Origin of the sequence: Ancylobacter dichloromethanicus (assembly GCF_018390645.1) — a bacterium.
In the GTDB taxonomy this organism is placed as follows: Bacteria; Pseudomonadota; Alphaproteobacteria; order Rhizobiales; family Xanthobacteraceae; genus Ancylobacter; species Ancylobacter dichloromethanicus.
The window spans coordinates 306,656-323,712 of record NZ_JAHBGC010000005.1 but is presented as its reverse complement, the minus strand read 5'-3'; the positions used below and the strand labels follow the sequence as shown (position 1 = coordinate 323,712).

The 17,057-nt window shown below is 64.5% G+C and carries 9 protein-coding genes and 2 pseudogenes; 6 read left to right on the top strand and 5 right to left on the bottom strand.

All coding sequences use genetic code 11. The features are described from left to right. Positions 1-325: 325 nt before the first annotated feature. A complete protein-coding gene (locus tag KHC23_RS03975) occupies positions 326-1,540 on the bottom strand; it encodes an MFS transporter (protein ID WP_213369739.1) in 1,215 nt (404 codons plus the stop codon). A gap of 82 nt (positions 1,541-1,622) precedes the next feature. Here KHC23_RS03975 and KHC23_RS03970 point away from each other — a divergent pair, with 82 nt between their 5' ends. The 4 genes from KHC23_RS03970 (at position 1,623) to KHC23_RS03955 (ending at position 7,404) form a co-directional block, all read left to right on the top strand. Then, positions 1,623-2,639 (top strand): AraC family transcriptional regulator, encoded by a 1,017-nt coding sequence (locus KHC23_RS03970; protein WP_213369737.1) that lies wholly within the window; start codon positions 1,623-1,625, stop codon positions 2,637-2,639. Positions 2,640-3,131: 492 nt separating this feature from the next. After that, positions 3,132-3,647, top strand: a complete 516-nt coding sequence (locus KHC23_RS03965; protein ID WP_213369735.1) for an RNA polymerase sigma factor — start codon at positions 3,132-3,134, stop codon at positions 3,645-3,647. 90 nt (positions 3,648-3,737) lie between these two features. Beyond that, a complete protein-coding gene (locus KHC23_RS03960) occupies positions 3,738-4,706 on the top strand; it encodes a FecR family protein (protein ID WP_213369733.1) in 969 nt (322 codons plus the stop codon). Positions 4,707-4,815: 109 nt separating this feature from the next. Beyond that, on the top strand, positions 4,816-7,404 hold the full coding sequence (locus KHC23_RS03955) for a TonB-dependent receptor (protein WP_213369731.1): 2,589 nt from the start codon (positions 4,816-4,818) through the stop codon (positions 7,402-7,404). Between the two features lie 263 nt (positions 7,405-7,667). Here KHC23_RS03955 and KHC23_RS03950 read toward each other — a convergent pair whose 3' ends face one another. The 4 genes and pseudogenes from KHC23_RS03950 to KHC23_RS03935 all read right to left on the bottom strand — a co-directional run bounded on the left by KHC23_RS03950 (position 7,668) and on the right by KHC23_RS03935 (position 14,402). After that, entirely contained in the window at positions 7,668-7,880 is a 213-nt protein-coding gene (locus KHC23_RS03950) for a WGR domain-containing protein (RefSeq protein ID WP_373878513.1), read from the bottom strand. Continuing rightward, positions 7,866-8,768: pseudogene (locus tag KHC23_RS03945) on the bottom strand (ISL3 family transposase); the annotation flags it as partial. The pseudogene KHC23_RS03945 and the gene KHC23_RS03950, both read right to left, overlap by 15 nt. Before the next feature lie 93 nt (positions 8,769-8,861). Continuing rightward, positions 8,862-13,088 (bottom strand): autotransporter domain-containing protein, encoded by a 4,227-nt coding sequence (locus tag KHC23_RS03940; protein ID WP_213369729.1) that lies wholly within the window; start codon positions 13,086-13,088, stop codon positions 8,862-8,864. A 225-nt stretch (positions 13,089-13,313) separates the two neighbouring features. Then, the gene (locus KHC23_RS03935) at positions 13,314-14,402 is read right to left on the bottom strand and encodes a helix-turn-helix transcriptional regulator (protein ID WP_213369720.1); all 1,089 of its coding nucleotides are present in this window, start codon (positions 14,400-14,402) and stop codon (positions 13,314-13,316) included. Positions 14,403-14,628: 226 nt separating this feature from the next. Here KHC23_RS03935 and KHC23_RS03930 point away from each other — a divergent pair. Both KHC23_RS03930 and KHC23_RS03925 read left to right on the top strand, forming a co-directional pair. Beyond that, positions 14,629-15,180: pseudogene (locus KHC23_RS03930) on the top strand (transposase); the annotation flags it as partial. Between the two features lie 214 nt (positions 15,181-15,394). Further along, complete coding sequence (locus KHC23_RS03925; RefSeq protein ID WP_213369718.1) at positions 15,395-16,999, top strand: FAD-dependent monooxygenase; 1,605 nt, start codon at positions 15,395-15,397, stop codon at positions 16,997-16,999. The last annotated feature ends 58 nt before the right edge of the window (positions 17,000-17,057 follow it).

Here is a 17,057-nt window from a genome sequence, read left to right as displayed (position 1 = left end):
TGAACAGCAGGGCTGTGAACCGTCCAACACGCATGGGGTGCCCCTCCCTTACGACTGAATGCAACGCTTCCGAAGTCGCTAGCCCCGTGGATCATCGATGAGAGCCTTTGAAGCCCTGTGCTTTCCGGCAAGAGGTGGCAGCTTCGGCACGTTAAGCTGCCCGTCCGACAGGCCGCAACGATTGACCCTTTCCTCGCCAAGCTACCCGAGCGGCCAAATAGCTAGCGGCGGACACGCTGCGGTGAGCCGAGGGCTTCGAGTCCAATACTGAAAGCGATGCGATGGCTGAACATCCCCTGCGCCGTTCAGCCACCGCATCATGCATCTAGTGCAGCGCCGTTGCGCGACCGTTGCCCGGCAGAGTGCGTACGCCGAACAGGACGATCAGCGCGGCAATCACCAGAAGCAGGCAGGCGGCGGCAAAGGTGCCGGTCACGCCATCGACCGCGAGTATCGCACCGCCACCGGCAGCTCCTACCGAGATCGCCAACTGAACGGACGCGACGAGCAGGCCGCCGGCGGTTTCGGTCTGATCCGGCACAGCGCGGGTGAGCCAGGTTGACCATGCGACCGGAACGCCGCCGAAGGCAAAGCCCCAGAGGGCGAACAGCAGGGTATGTACCGTTGGATCCGCCTGGAGAGTGACGAGGGCGACACCCAGTGCGGCCATCAGCAGCGGCATGCCGAGCAGAGCCGCTTTCAGGCTACGCTCGATCAGCGGGCCGGCCGCCAGCGTGCCGACAAAGTTCGCCAGTCCAAAGCCGAGCAGAATGCCGGAGAGCGCGTTGATGCCGATGCCGGTGACCGTCTCGAGGAACGGCCGGATATAGGTGAAGACCGCAAAATGACCCGCGAAAGCGAGCATTGCCGCCGACATGCCCAACGCGACGCCCGGCCGGCGCAGAACGTCGACCAGCGTGCGGAGCCTCGCCGTGCCGGTCGGTGCCATGCGGGGCAAGGTCACGATCTGGGCGATGATCGTCACGACGCCCATGGCCGCAGCCAGCAGGAATACGGCGCGCCAACCGACGAGATGGCCGAGATAGCTTCCGACCGGAGCGGCGAAGATCGTCGCCGCCGAAACCCCGCTAAACAGGATCGACAGCGCACGCGGTATCATCGCCTCAGGCACGAGCCGCATGGTCAATGCCGCCGACATCGCCCAGAACCCGCCAAGCGCCAACCCCAGCAGCACGCGGCCGAGGATGAGCAGAGGCAGGTTCGGTGCGAACGCCACGATAAGGTTCGAGATCACCAGCATGATTGAGAAGGCGACCATGAGGTTGCGCCGATCGATGCGCTGCGTCACCGCCGAGACCAGCAGGCTGGCAGCCATCGCTACCAGAGCCGTTGCCGTCACGGCCTGACCTGCAGTTCCTTCGGTGATGCCGAGATCAGCTGCCATCGGGGTCAGCAGGCTGGCGGGGAGAAACTCCGCCGTTACCAGACCGAAAACCCCCAGCGTCATCGAGCCGACGGCCGCCCATGCCGGGGAGATGGCGGGCGCTTGTGTCGCGTCCACCGCAAGCGTGTCACTCATTCGTCTGCCTTTCCAGAGAAGGATGTTGCATTGCAACAGGCTAAGCTGGTTTGGCAAGACGAACTATGCCAGAATATCCGTCATGCTTGATCATTCGTCCGAAGATGCGACCTCCGCCGGGCTATCCCCCTTCACTGACGTCGTGAGTGAGTTGCTCGGCGGCATGCGGTTTGTCGGCCTGAAATATCGCCGTATTCAGATATCCCCGCCATTCGGCGTGCATTTCGGCAATGAGGTGGGTCGTGCGCAGTTTCATTTCATTTCGCGTGGCACGGTGTATCTGCGGCGACCCGAGGGCGATGTCGAAAAGCTGGAGGCCGGATCAGCGGTGTTGTTGCCGCATGGCGGGGCGCACGACCTGCTCTCCGCGCCGGACCTGCCATGCCGCACGGTATCAGCCTTTGCAGAGGCTCCGCTCTGCGACACCGTCGCCGCGATCAATGCCTGCGATACCGATCTCTGCCGCAGCACCGATGTCGTGATCTTCAGCGGCTGCATGGAGCTCGAACTCGGTGGCATGACCCCATTGGTCGCCTTGATGCCATCGGTGATGTCGGTCGGCACATTGCTGGATCGCTATCCCGAATTGCTGCCGATGCTGGAGGCTATGGAACGGGAAACCCGCGGCGACCGTGCAGGTTTTGCCGGCATCCTCGCCCGCCTCGCCGAGGTGGTGTCGGTCTTCATCGTCAGGGCATGGGTCGAATGCGGCTGTGGCACCGCCGCCGGATGGGTGGCCGCGCTGCGCGATCCCCGGCTTGCGCGCGTCATTGCGGCCGTGCACCGCGATCCCGGTCGCGAATGGACGGTGGCCGAACTTGCCTCGGTCATGGGCAGTTCCCGCTCCGTGTTCGCCGCACGTTTTCTCGACGTGACGGGGATGACACCGCTGCGCTATCTCACCGAACTGCGGATGCGTCTTGCGGCACAGTGGATCACACGGGACAAGATTCCCATCGAGACAGCCGCCGACCGGCTCGGCTATGGCTCGCACGCTGCGTTCAGCCGCGCCTTCAAGCGGACGATGGGGCATAGGCCGGGGGCTCTGCGGTCGATACAGCTTGCTCCGAGAACGGTCCAGCAGCGCGAGACGCGATAGCACCCAGCTCTTGCGAAAGCACCGCGCTCAAAACGAAAACACAATCCAAATAGGTTATTGGCTACCTCTGCTGAAGCTAACGACCCGCCAGAGCAGAAGTTCGCTAGGATGACGACGATTGGCCGGTTTGGGGGCCGGAGCGGTTGGTCTGCTATCGGATAGCGACAATTTAGCCGCCGTTCCGCTCCAGACTGCGAATCGGCGTGGTGTCCGCGCCCGCGATCCCCAATGTCATCAAAAGTGGGTCCCATCGTCGGGTGGGGATTTGATGGGCGAGCGCATCTCGATATGAATATACTGTGTTGTTAAATATAATAATTCAACATAGTCCCTCTTTAGATTTCCTAAAAACCATTAGGTTTGCTGAATATTTACATGACTGATAATAGCTGTGGCGTATCAGGCGCCGAAGGCACGTCGATTCATGCTTCATTCCTGCTTTGCAATGGTGATTTTTGCGTATGAGTGCAGCGACCTCCGCGGGGGCGCGGCATGATATCCTGGCGGCAACGCCTGGAACGACTGTTCGTGTTCCATGGCCGGCAGCTTGAAGCACTGGTCGCACGGCGGGTGAAGGACCGCGACGTCGCCGCCGAGATCGTGCAGGATGTGTTCTGCCGGGTGCTGCGGGCCGGAAGCCATGGCACGCTCGATGACGACACCAAGGTGCTCTACGCCTCGGCCCGCAACGCCGCGATCGAACATGGCCGGATGGAAACGCGGCGCGGCCGCATATTGGGGGCCCTCCGGCCGGAACAGATGGCGTGCGAACCGGCGATGCCCGATGCCGTGGCCTCCGGGCGGGCCGCGGTCGCGGCGCTGCAGGGGGCATTGAATGAGCTGAGCCCGCGCTGCCGCGAGATATTCCTGCTGCATCGCGTTGAAAACATGCCAAATGCCGAGATCGCGCGCCGCTACGGAATATCCGTCAGCGCCGTGGAGAAGCATCTTGCGCGCGCGCTGCGCCATTGCCAGTCGCGGCTCGCCGCGCATCTTGGCCCGGGTTGAGATTCTTTCTATCCATATGTGAGGAACCGACCATCCCGCCCGTTTCAACGGGCAGGTGCGATTCACGCCGCACGCAGGGGAGCGAGCGACATGCCGGCACTGCCGGATCCCGAGGAGCACATCGAGGCGGACGGCCGGCATGACAGGGCGGCGCTGTGGCTGGCCAAGCGGGCCGGCGGCTCGCTGACGCCCGCCGAGGCGGCCGAGATGGAGGCCTGGTTGAATGCCGAGCCGGCCAACCGTCGCGCCTTCGACGAGATGCGCGTGCTCTGGGCCCGGCTGGACGAGCCGGCGCGCAATCTCGCCGCCCGCCGGCGGCCGGCCCGGCTGATGGGCGCCGCTCTTTTCCGGCCGCGTTCAGCCCTGTCGGCAATGGCCGTGGCCGGCCTCGCCTGCCTTGGCCTGTGGCTCGTCGATCCTCATTTCGTCGAGGACTGGCAGGCCGACGCGGTGTCCGGCGGTGCGCTCGTCTCGACCGTGACCCTGCCCGACGGATCAGTGGCAAGGCTCGCTCCCGACACCGCGCTTTCGTGGACCTTCGACGAGCAGCAACGCCATGTCTGGCTGTTGCGTGGGGAAGCCTTCTTCGACGTGGTGCCGGGCAGCAGCCCCGCCTTCACGGTGACCTCGCGCGGCGACGGCATCCGCGTCGTCGGAACCGCCTTCAATGTCGAGCAGTTCAGCGCGGCCAACGCGGTGACCGTGGCGCATGGCGCGGTGCGCGTGACAGGCGCGCGGGATCTGCCTTCGGTCCTGCTGTCGCCGGGCGAGCAGATACGGATCGAGGATGGCCGGCCGGGCCAGGCCGGCACTGCGGATCTCGATGCCGCCCTGTCCTGGATGTCCGGGCGCCTCGTCGTCCAGCAGCGGCCGGTCGGCGAGGTGACCCAGGAACTGGGCCGCTATCTGCGCGGACGCGTCGTTGTCAGGAGCGGGCTTGGCGGGCGGAGGGTTTCGGGAAGCTTCCCGCTGGACGATCCATCGGGATCGCTGGACACGCTTGCCGCGGCGATCAGCGCGCGCGCGCTTCATTTGCCGCTGATGACGGTCATCTACTGAAAAGCGCGATTTCGTCGAAAGGTGGGGTGAGGACATGAGACCGCCGCCCGTTTGAGAGGCTGAAGGGGCCGGTGAAGGGTCCCGCACTCAGACAGGACCTCGCCTTCTCATGTCGTCCCTCCTGCTTCGCCGCCCGCGCGTCCCCGGCTCCCGCCTCGCCCGCCCCCTCGCCGCGCTGCTTCTCTGCGGAACGGCGCTCGCCATGCTGCCCGTCCCCACCCCGGCAATGGCGCAGGCGGAGAGCCCGGCCAGTTACCGCTTCGACATGCCCTCCCAGCCTCTGGCCAACGCCATCAGCCGGGTCGGCACGATCAGCGGCTGGCGCATCGCCTATTCCGTCGCCCTGCCGGCCGGAGCCGTGAGCGCGCCGCTCGCGGGCACGATGACGCCGGAGGAAGCGCTGGCCCGGCTGACCGCCGGCTCCGGCCTCGTCGTGCGGGCGAGCGGGCCGCGCTCGCTGGTGCTGGAACCACGACCGGCCGACGGCGCCGTCAGGCTGGAGGACGGTTCGGAGCTTCTGGAAACCATCTCCGTGAACAGCACTGCGTCGCCCGTCGATCTTCCGTTCGAGACGGCCGGCTCGTCCAGCCACATTTCGCAGGAGCAGATCGAGCGCCTGCCGCCGCAATCGGCCGGCGATATCTTCATCGGCACCCCCGGCGTCATCTCCTCGATGAACCGCAACGGCGCCGCGATGGACGTCAATATCCGCGGCCTTCAAGGGCAGAACCGGGTGAAGGTGACGGTCGATGGCACCGTGCAGGCGAGTTCGACCTGGCGCGGCTATCAGGGCGTCGACGACCGCGTTTATGTCGACCCTGATCTCATCGGTGGGGTCGACATCTCCAAGGGTCCGGATTCCGGCGCGGAAGGCGCCGGCGTCATCGGCGGCGTCGTCGGCATCCGGACGCTGAACGTCGGCGACATTGTCGAAGAGGGCAAGGAGTATGGGGTGCGTATCCGCGCCAGCGACGCGGATAACGGCATCGCCCCTCCCCCGCGCTTCACGACCGAGCGGCGCGCTGGCGGCCCGGGGCTCGAAGATTTCGAGAACTGGTCCGGCAGCATCGCCGCCGGCGTGCGCCAGGAGAATTTCGATATCGTCGCCGCCTTCGCCAAGCGGAACTCAGGCAATTATTTCTCCGGCACGAACGGGGAGACGCAGTACACGCTGCTCAACAGCCAGGGCCGGCCGGTGACCGGCGACCTCTCGCCCTATCTGCCGGGCACCGAAGTGTTCAACACATCGGAAAACATGGGCTCCGGATTGATAAAGGCGACGCTGCGCCCGGCCGAGGACCACAGTCTTGAACTCGGCTATATGCGCTACGACAATGACTATGGCGAAGTATCTCCCTCGGTTGTGCGCCCGAACAGCACCTCCACGCGCCAGATCGGCCTCAGCAGCACCATCGTCGACACCTACACCGCCCGATATCACTGGGTGCCGGCCGATAACGCGCTGATCGACTTCCGGGCCAATATCTGGGCCACCCATATCGACGAGGTGACCTGGTACGCCTTTCCGGGCGTGATCCTGCCGGAATGGGGCATCTACCCCCATGAGACGCAGCGCCCCAGCACGACGACGACCTATGGTGGCGAGGTCTCGAACGTCTCGCGTTTCGAGACGCGGCTCGGGGCGGCGAAGGTCGACTATGGCGCCTCCTATTCCTGGGAGGATGCGGACGGATCGCTCTATTACGGCGACGCTGGCAGTCTCCTCCAGCAATCCCTCACCGGCACGCGCGGCGTCGGCGGCATCTACGCCAATGCCGAGTTGATCGCGACCGAGTGGCTGACGCTGAATGGCGGCCTGCGCTACGATTTCTACTCGACGCATGACGGCTCCGATCCAGAGTTGATCCCCGACAATTGGGACGTCGAGTTCAAGGACAAGAGCGGCGGACGCCTCAGTCCGACGGCGAGCGTGATCGTCTCGCCCTGGGAGGGCCTGCAGTTCTACGCGCTCTATGCCGAGGGCATGCGCCCGCCGAGCCTGCGCGAGAGTGCCTACAGCGAATCCTTCCTCTTTCCCAATCCGGACCTCGAACCCGAGATCGCGCGCAACTGGGAACTGGGGCTGAACGTGCTCAGGAGCGACCTCCTCGTCGGAGGCGACAAGCTCCGCATGAAAGTGTCCTATTTCAATAACAATTACGAAGACTACATTTCGCGTGTCGACCACACCGAGCAGACAATCGCCTATTACACCACGCGTAACATCGATAAGGCGGTGTTCTCGGGCGTCGAAGTGAGTGGCGGCTACGATGCCGGCTTCATCTTCACGGAATTCTCGCTCAACTACTACACGAACGTCGAATTCTGCGACCTCGGCGAGCCCTGCGTGAATGACGGGCTGAACGGCGACTACGGCATGAACCATATTCCGCCCGAACTGACGGCGACCCTCACCCTGGGCCTGCGCGCCTTCGAGGACCGGCTGGTGCTCGGCGCCCGCCTCAACCATGTGGGCGCGCGCGCCGTGCCGCTCTCGGCCAGCAATCTCAGCTTCACCGCCCCCTGGGTGCCGTACACGGTGTTTGACCTGTTCGGCAGCTACAAGGTCAGCCCGAACCTGATGCTGAATGCGTCCGTCGAGAATGTCGGCGACCTCTATTATATCGACGCGCTTGCCAATACCGCCATGCCTTCCCCCGGCCGCACCGTGCGCCTCGGCCTCACCGGCACGTTCTGAGCGCCCATACCGGTCACGGATGTGAGGTCTTTACTGTGAATCGGCGTGGAATAAGGGCTCTGACTCTGGAGGGTTCTGTGAGGTCGCGCGGCGATGATCGTCGAGGCCGGTCGCCGGCGCCTTACGGCGGACGATCTGCGTGAGCCAGGGCGCGTGCCCGATGCCTACCGGCACGCTGCCATGCTGCGGGATATGCACCAGCAGCACGCTCGGCAGCAGATGCGGGGCCGAGAGACAGGGCCGGTTCTCACACGATAGAGCGGCTATTCGGCCGAGGTCATCCCGGCGTCGTTGTTGAGCGCCAATTTCCCGGTAGCGTCGCCTGGTGCGCAAGACGCCGGCGTTGATGCACGCTTCGCCGCCTCTCTGGAAATCGCGCGATAGCCGCGCTTTCGCTTGCTGCGCAGCAACCCTAGAAACAGCTGGACGGCCTCTTCCTCTCGTTCGAACGACTGGTACTTCTCGCCGTAGGACAGCCCTTGCTGGCGCAAAGCGTGGAGCATGTCGAATATTTCCTGGCGGGATTACCTATGCGCAAGACGGGCGCGCCGGCGATGCGTGGCAGCGTCGACAATTGCGGCTTCCGAAAGAATAGCTCCGCCGGTGGCACGCCCGGAAAGGCTCATCTGTTCTTCGATTGCCGAGCGTAGGTTCTGGACCAGATGAAATCGATCGGCGACCTGCCGGTCCTGCGGGGCGCCTTCACGGGTAGCCTGCGCATAAAGGCCGCAGCGGTCCCTGCTGACGATCTCGACGCAAGGATGGTCACGCAGCCGGGTGGCCGCACTCTCGACGCTTCGAGCGTCCAGGATGTCGATGACCGAGCGGCGCTCGAGGTCGACCATGATGGTTCCGTAGCTCGTCGCCCGCCGCCAACTCCAATCATCGATACCGACTACCGGTATCTCGGAATTGCGTTGAGCAATCCCGGCATCCCGCATCAACTGCCGCAGGATGGTGTCGTCACTGACCGGCATGCCGAGCCGCTGCATTAATCGCTCGCCAGGACGGCCGCCAGCGCTGTGGCCAAGCAGGCCGACAATCTCTCCGACCCTTCTCGTCCGGCGCGCATACGGAGCAGCAACCGTCGGCAGTCGGCCGGTGAATGTTTGTCGCTCGCATTGCGGATGTACACATCGCCAGCGGCTCGGCGGGAGCTTCACTGTCACCGACAGACCCTGGACCGGCAGATCCTGGAGGCTGCGGCGGGACCGGCCATGCCGACTTCGGCTTCGACGTCCACAATCCGGGCAAATGCCGATCGCGGACCCGGCAGCGGAAACAACCCATCCGTCATCAGCAGTGAACGCGACACCCAGTATCTTGACCCCTGGGTCGGGCGACCATTTCGATTTCGTTCGCATGCTCGCCCATAGCGACCCTGTCGCTACCGGCGAATGAACCACACAAAGTGAGGAAGAACCTGGAAGATGCGCGGCCGGTTCAGGGGACGTGGCTCACCACGTGATCTTGAATCCACCCCAGAGCTGGTGGTTGTCGTCGCCGCCGCCGATTTCGGCGTCATAGCTGGCGAAGATCGAACTGCTGTCGTTGAGTTTTGCGGCGGCGGACAGGCCGATCAATGCGCTGTCGCGCGGCAGCGCGGCGCCGTAGACGGTGAAGTCGGCGCCGGGGGCGGAGGCAAAGGCGGCCGTGATCGCCTGCGTGGTGTCGTCGAACTCGTGCACCCAGCCGAGCCGCAGCCCGAGATCGAGCGGCAAGCCGTTGCCGGGATCGAAGCTCGCGGTGAAATCGGCGCCGAAGGTGGTGCGCACCGAGGTGGTCGACTGCGAGGCGACGGCCAAGTTGTAGGGGCTGGAGCCGGTTTCGGTGAAGCCGTCCTGGTCGAGCGAGATCACCTGGAGCCTAGCGAATGGCGTGATGGCGGCTGTGAACGATGTCGCGAGGTCGAATCTGTAGCCGGTCTCGATCTGGCCGATGAACTGCCCGGCATCGGTGTCGCCCCTGGCGATGCCGGACGGCAGGCTGGCGCCTCCGACCAGCCGGTCCATACTGTTGCTGGCATTGGCGTAGCCGGCCAGCCCGTCGGCATAGAACGCGCCGTTCGTGAACGAACCATAGGCGGCGACGCTGATCGTGTCGGCATCGGTGTCGCCGGCAAAGCCGTCGACCGATTGCGAGCCGGTGACATAGCCGCCGGCAATGCCGGCAAGGAAGCCAGGATTGACGCGGTAATCGATGCCGAAGGCGGTGCCGCCCAGGGAATAGTCGAGACCGGAAGCGTTGGCATTTCCCTCGATGCTGCCAGTGCTGCCGATACCGCTCATCCAGGCGGATAAGCCCGCCAGCGTGTCCGAACCGGGTTCAGCAAGAGAAGCCCGCTCGCCCCCCAGGGCACCGCCGCGCGCGACCGACATCTGCCGCCCCACCGTGTTCATGAACAACTGGCTGGCGCGCAGATTGACCGTGGCGAAGTCGGCATAGGGCTGCCCGCTCAGCGTCTGCAGCACGGCGCTGCCTTGGCCGATTTGCGCGCTGGCCACCGTATTGATGAGGTCGGCAGAACCGCCGGCAGCGGCGATGGCATCCAGCGCGCCACCGACCGCCCGCTGGTTGATGGTCGACCCGCCCGCGCGGAAGGCACCGGGCTGCAGCGCCAGCGTGACATAGATGTGCTCGGGATCGATCGAGACCTCAGGCGTGAGGAAGGCCGTGCCACCGGTCACGTCGCCGAAAGTGACCGTGCCGCCGGCTTCGGTGGTGATGATGGTGTAGGTCGTGCCGGGCGTGTAAATGCCCCGCTCCGCGGAAATGTCGAGCGTGCCGGCATTGATCATCACCCTGTGGTCGGGGCCGACGACGCTGATCCGGTCGCTGTCGCCGGCGGCATTGATCTCCATCTCCAGCGTGCCGCTGTTGAGCGTGAAGTTGCCATCCACGGTGAGATGCCCGATCGAATTGCCGGGCTTGATCGTGCCGCCATTATTGGTGATGTCGCCGGTAACGTTGCCGCTGCCGCTCAGCGTGCTGCCCTGGTTGACGATGACATTGCTGGTCAGGTGGCCGTTCACGGCCAAGCCGCCGTCATTGATGGTGGTGCCGCCACCCACGGTGCTGGCGCCCGTGAGAATGAGCTTCCCGCTGCCGTTCTTGGTCAGCGTGCCGGCACCGCTCATGCTGCCGGAATAGGTGCCGTCGAAGGTCTGGTCGAAGATCAGCGCGGCATTGTTGACGATGTCGCCCAGCAGGTTTGCGCTCGTCCCCTGCAGGATACCCTGCTGAACTGTGAATTCGGCCAGGCCCGGAATCTGCGACTGGAACTTGCTGGTGCCTGTGAGAGTCAGTTTTCCGGCGCCGGTTTTGGTGATGGTGCCGAGCCCGAGCGTATTGCCCATGCCGGTAATATCGCCGGCAAAGGTGCCGTCGGTCGCCTGATCGAACACCACCGAACGTGCATTGGTGTTGTCGGCATTATTGTCGAAGCTAAGATTGCCGAGCAGGTTGCTGGTGTTGCCTTGGATGGTACCGCCATAATTGTTGATCCCGCCATAGGTGTCCGCAGCGGCAGCGAGGATAAGCGTGCCCGTGCCGACCAGGCTGAGAGTGCCGGCTCCTGTTCCGCCCGACCCGATTGTGCCGGTCAATGTCAGCGTGGTGCCGGTATCGAGCTGGAAGCCGCCACCAGCATCTATCAATGTAATGGAACGATCCGTGGTGAAGCTCGAACTCGCCCAGAGGTGGCCATTATTGACCATAAGGATATCGGTTCCGGCCGCGCCAAGCTTATCGTCAGACGCGACCTGCAGCGTGCCCTCTTCGATCATGGTACCGCCGGTATAGGTGTTGGTGCCCGTGAGTTGCAGGACGCCGCCACCGTTCTTGCCGAGCCGGCCGCTGCCGCTGATGTCGCCACTCCAAATCAGCGGATTGTTCTGGACGTAGATGGCGCCGAAATCCGTCACCGTGAGATTTCGGTCTATGGCCAGCCCGGCAACCGCATTCGCGGTCGTTCCGACGCCGGCGCTGCTTAACGCGATCCCCGCGCCGGCCGCGCCGAGATTGGCATCGGTCGTGAACCTTACATTGCCGTCCACGATCCGTGTGCCGCCGGTGTAGGTGTTGTTCGCGGCCAGTTCGAGAATGCCCCCGCCCGTGACGATCAGGGCGCCCGTGCCGCCGATCGCGCCGTTCCAGGTGACCTGGGCCTGCGGGGTGCTGCTGTTCGGCCCTACATAGATGCCGCCGGTTCCGGTCAACGTCAGGGCGCGATCCACCGCCTGCCCGTTTGCCGTGCCAATCCCGATCTCGCCGCCAGCGAGGTCGATGGCCATTCCCGTCGGGCCGAGGCTGGCATCGTCGCGGAAGAACAGCACCCCGCTCTCGACCCGCGTGCCGCCTGCCTGCGTGTTGGTTCCTTCGAGCGTGAGGTTGCCGGTGCCGGTCTTGATGAGGGTACCCGTGCCCGTCATGTTGCCGGCATAGATGCCGCTGGCGCTCTGATCGAAAATGACCTGGGCGTTGTTCAGAATGCTGCCCTGGATTCCGAGGCTGTTGCCGCGCAGCACGCCGCTATTGACGGTGGTACCGCCGCTATAGGTGTTCGCCCCGGTCAGAGACAGCGTGCCGGCGCCGTTTTTCACGAGTGACCAACTGCCGGCATCGACTCCTGTACCACCGACACCGGTCTGATCGGCGATGGCGTCGGATATGTTGACGGTCTGGCCATCGGCGGGCGTGATGACGAGCGAACCGTTTCCAGCAAGGAACATACCCGTCCCGCTCGATCCACCAGCCTCGCCCCGGCCGAGACCGCTGCCCCCGGCGCCGCCGGAAACGGCGTTGCCGGAAACGTTGAGAGGGCCATTTACGGCGAGGGTACCGCCGTCCTGAACAAAGATCGCGCCGCCCATACCCCCCCCGCCGCCGCCGCCGCCGCCGGTAGGTCCGCCGGAGCCTCCCTTGCCTGCCAGGAACCCGCCGGAGATCATGGTGCTGCCGTCACCACCGCCACCACCGCCGCCGAAACCACCGCTGCCGCCATAAGCCGAGCCTGACCCGCCGCCGCCGCCGCCGAACCCGCCATTGCCGCCATTGCCGCCGTCAGCGCCGTCGCCACCCCCGCCCGTTCCGCCGCCGCCGCTTGAGAAAGGACCGGCATTGCCGCCATTGGCGCCGGTCGGCCAATAGCCGCCGCCGCCGCCGCTGGTCGCGACAACTCCGCTGCCGGTGCCATCGCCGCCCGCACCACCGCGCGCCGCGCTGCTCTGCAGATTGACATTATCGACTGTCACATGCGCGCCATTGGCGACGAACAGCGCTCCGCCAAGTCCGGCGCCCCCGCCCCCGCCTCCGCCCCGATAGCCGCTACCGCCGCTACCGCCCTGCGCGAGGGCGCCGGTGATGGTGAGATTGCTGATCGCGACTGTCCCGGATTGCACGAACAGACCACGATACTGATTGTCGCCCGAGAGAGTGTGGTCGCCGCCGACGAAGGTGACGTTCGTCGTCACATTCGGCAAATTGCCCGTCAGCGTGATGTTGGCCGTGAAGGTGATGGTGTCGCCATTGCCGGCGCTGCTGATCGCGCTGCGCAAATCAGCATCGCTGCCGACATTGAAGTTTGCGGCGTAGACGGGGCTGGTGAGGATCGTCATCCCCAAGCCAAGGAAGGTCGACAGTGCCGTCGCTCTGAGCAGTCGCACGGCCTGTCGCTGCGTTTTCATCGGGGGAGTCGCAACAGCCGGCATCGTCAGCATCCTCCGGCGTGGCCGAGCGGCCTGGGCCCTTAGCGTCGCACGTAACCTTTAGTTGTTGGAAAAGCATGAGGATCACACGACCCGCAATATCTTTCTCGTCATGCACGGCTCGCTGATACATCACGACCAATGTTGAGACGCCTGAACCATTCGGATCATAAGCCGGCCCGTCACGCCGGCGGCGGCGAGGGCTCAGCTGAACTTGCCGCGCCACGCGCCGGGCGAGACGCCGAACCGGCTGCGAAACAGCTTGCCGAACGACGAAGCGTCCTTGAAGCCGCAATCATAGGCGATAACGGAGATACTTCGCCCCGTGTCAGCCTCGATCAGCCGGCGGGACATGGCGAGCCGGATGTCACGCACCGTGTCCATGATGGTCGTATCATTCTGGGTGAAGGCTCGGTACAGCGTCGCCCGCGAACAGCCGACGGCGAGGGCGATCGCCTCCGGCGACAAGTCGAACACATTGTAATTCGCCCGGATATAACGCTTGGCGGCCAGGAAAAGCGCATTCGGATCCGGCTGTTCCCAGTCGCTCAGTCCGCGCCCGATGCGTTGGAGCAAAAGCAGCGCCAATGTGTGCAGCGCGTCGAGCGCAATGGCCATTTCCTTGAGGTCGAGGTGCTCGGCGTGCCGGTCGAGCGCGGCCATATGGTCACGCACCATCACCCCGAGCGGTATGGTATCGAGCGGCAACACCAGGCCCGGTAGTTCGCCGCCGAAGGCTTCCAGTGCCTTAGCCCGGGGCAGCACGATGTAGATTTCCTTCCCGACGCTCCAGTGATAGCGCATCGCCTTCGTAGCATCGTAAGCGACGAGGCGGCCGGTGGGCGTAATGGGCTGCTCGCCACCGGGGCTCTCAAGCCCAACGCAACCCTCCGCCATGAGCGAGATGATTATGGCGTCGAGCGCACCGCTGAGCCGTGTCGCCCGGGAGACAACGGTACGGTGCAACGACCCCGCATGGCAGGCAAAATTGCCGATCGCCCCGCGTACCGCATATTTGGTGCCGAACAGCTCTGCCTCGTCGTCCGCCGGCACTTCGAGATCGGCGATGCTGTAGGCGGTCTCGCGCCAGGCATCGAACCGGTCGCTAGGGTCAAAATCGGTTGTCGACACCCGCTGCAACCGATAGAGCCCGCTCATCTTGAGGCTAGGCTTGTCTTCGTTTTCCAGAACGGGGCTATCGGTCATGGTATCGGAATTCTGCGACCAGCTGTGAGACGTGCCGACGATTGGATGGTCAAGAGCGGCGCCATAGCCCGCCGCCAAGATATTCATTTACCGATGGTATATCCATTCGCCGGGAGCGACCACAGCTTTGCCGATCCTTATGCAGCCGGTCCGGCCAGGCAATTTCCAGAGACCCGGCCAATGGCGTCCGCTACGCGAGCACTCTTTCGCTGACTAATGGCTGCTATTGCGCTGCTCGTCGGCTCCGTCACAGCCTTGCCGTTGTCGGCGGCGACTCGATGGCGGAGGTCGGACTGCCGCTGTTCTCATAGGTGGCCTGCGCGGCGTGAAGCTCGTCATCTCCGACAGCCATGAAGGCATCAAAGCGGCCGTCTCGAAAGTGCTCACCGCGACATGGCAACGCTGCCGGGTTCACTTCATGCGCAATGCCCTGGCGCATGCCGGCCGCTCGGGACGGCGCGTCGTTTCGGTCTTCATCGCCACCGCCTTCGCCCGGGACGATGCAGCAGCAGCCAGCCAGCAATGGCGCAGGGTTGCCGACCAGCTCAGGCCGACGGCCCCCAAGCTGGCTTCCCTGATGGACACAGCCGAGACCGATGTACTGGCCTACATGACCTGCCCGACCCAGCATCATGCCAAGCCGCACTCAACGAACCCGCTGGAGCGGCTCAACGGCGAGATCAAGCGCAGGACGGAGGTCGTCGGCATCTTCCCCAACGAGGCCGCCATCACCCGCCTCGCCGGCGCCATCCTGCTCGAGCAGAATGACGAATGGGCCGTACAGCGCGCCCGCTACATCACACTGGAAAGCATCGCACCGATCAGCGATGATCCCATCGTTAGCCTGCCAGCTGTGGCGACCTGACCAGCCCGGACAAAGCCGGCATGGTGGTGGCCCTCGGAAGCTACACCACCATCAGGGACATGACCGAGCGCCGCTTCGGCCGTGGATAAGATCCACCGGGGTTGCAGTCCCCCCGTTCTCATAGGTACTTTAGCCGTCCCAACTTCTCCTGTATTGCCAGCGATCTGATTGTTTCGTCGCTACCCAAACCATGCCGAGATTGTTGTCTTGATCCATGAAAACGACCAGCGTTGATGTCCTGATTGTCGGCGCAGGGCCGGTGGGGTTGTTCCTCGCAACAGCACTTTCGCGAGACGGCCTCCAGGTGCTGCTCGTCGATAAAATGCATGAGCGGACCTTCTTCACGAAGGCGTTGGGCATCACAGCGAGGACGCTGGAGCTCTTCGATGATTTTGGCATCGTTCAGGACGCCATCGATGCCGGGACCTGGCTATACGGCGTCACTACCTTCAATGACGGAGCCCCAGGCCCGTCGATGGACATTCCCGACATTTTGCCATTCGGCAGCCTCTCGCTGGCACAGTACGAGGCGGAGCGGATTCTCGAAGCCTGCCTGCACCGCCATGGTGGCACGGTAGACTACGGTTGGACGCTCACCAGCTTCGACGAGACGGCAGACGGCGTGCACGCCGAACTATCCGGGCCGGACGGCGCGACGCGGTCCGTGGAGAGCCGCTTCATCGTTGGCTGCGACGGGGGTCGGAGCGCTGTCCGCTCCGGGCTCGAGCTGAGCCTCGAAGGCGGCCAGTTCCCGCAAACCTTCGTGCTGGCCGATCTCGAAATCGACTGGAACCTGCCGCGCGGGCGCTTCTACCGCTTCAATCTCAGCGCGGGCGGCGAGCGCCCGGCGACCACGCTCGTGGCGGTGCCGGTCGCCGGCTCGGTCAGGCGCTACCGGCTCTCGACTGTCCTACCCGACGCCTTGCTGCATACGGGGGAAGGCGAGCGCCCGACACCGCCGAGCTTCGACGAGATCTGCGCCTTCATGACGCCATTGCTGCCGGAGGGCACGCGGCTGGACACGATGCATTGGTCGTCGGTCTACCGTGTGAACCACCTTATCGTATCGAGCTACGCCAAGGGACGCGGCTTCCTCGCCGGCGATGCCGCGCACATGCATCCTCCGGTCGGCGGGCAAGGGCTGAACACCGGCTTGCAAGACGCCTACAATCTGGCCTGGAAGCTGGCATTGGCGCAGCGGGGCCGCGCTTCCGCCGGCTTGCTCGAGAGCTATTCGAGCGAGCGCCGCGCGGTCGGCCTCGATCTCGTTGAGAACACCAGCCGCGCGCTCAACGAGACGCTGGCGCAGCGTTCTCCTCTGCCTGGCATGCGCGAGACCCAATTGCTGGTCACCTATCGCGGCAGCTCGATCGTCCGAGACGAGCGGGGCGATCCATCTCAAGAGGGGATCGCGGCGGGGGATCGCGTACCCGATGCCGGCGGACTGCGGCGGACCTATGTGGGATTGCCGTTCCGACTTCATGAGCGGCTAGGACGGGGGCGGCACGTACTGTTCTGCTATGCAGCGGACGAGGCGGTGCTTGAGGCACTCGTCGAAATAGGGTGCCTTGCGAAAAAGGCGCTCGGCGAGGCGGTAAGCTGCTTCGCCATCGTCCCGAAGGATTGCGCTTTGGCCGACCGCGAGGACATGCCGCTGCTGCACGATGCGGACGGCGAATTCGCCGCCACCTTCGGAGCGGCGTCAGGAATGACCTGGCTCATACGACCGGACGGCTATATCGGCTGGTTCGGGCCGACCCCTTCGCCTGAGGGGCTTGAAGCCGCACTTGGGCTCATTGCCGAGCCGACCGCGGCGTGAGACCGGTCTCCCGCGTCTGCGCCGCAACTGACAGATTGGCGAAGCGAAAGGAGCGACA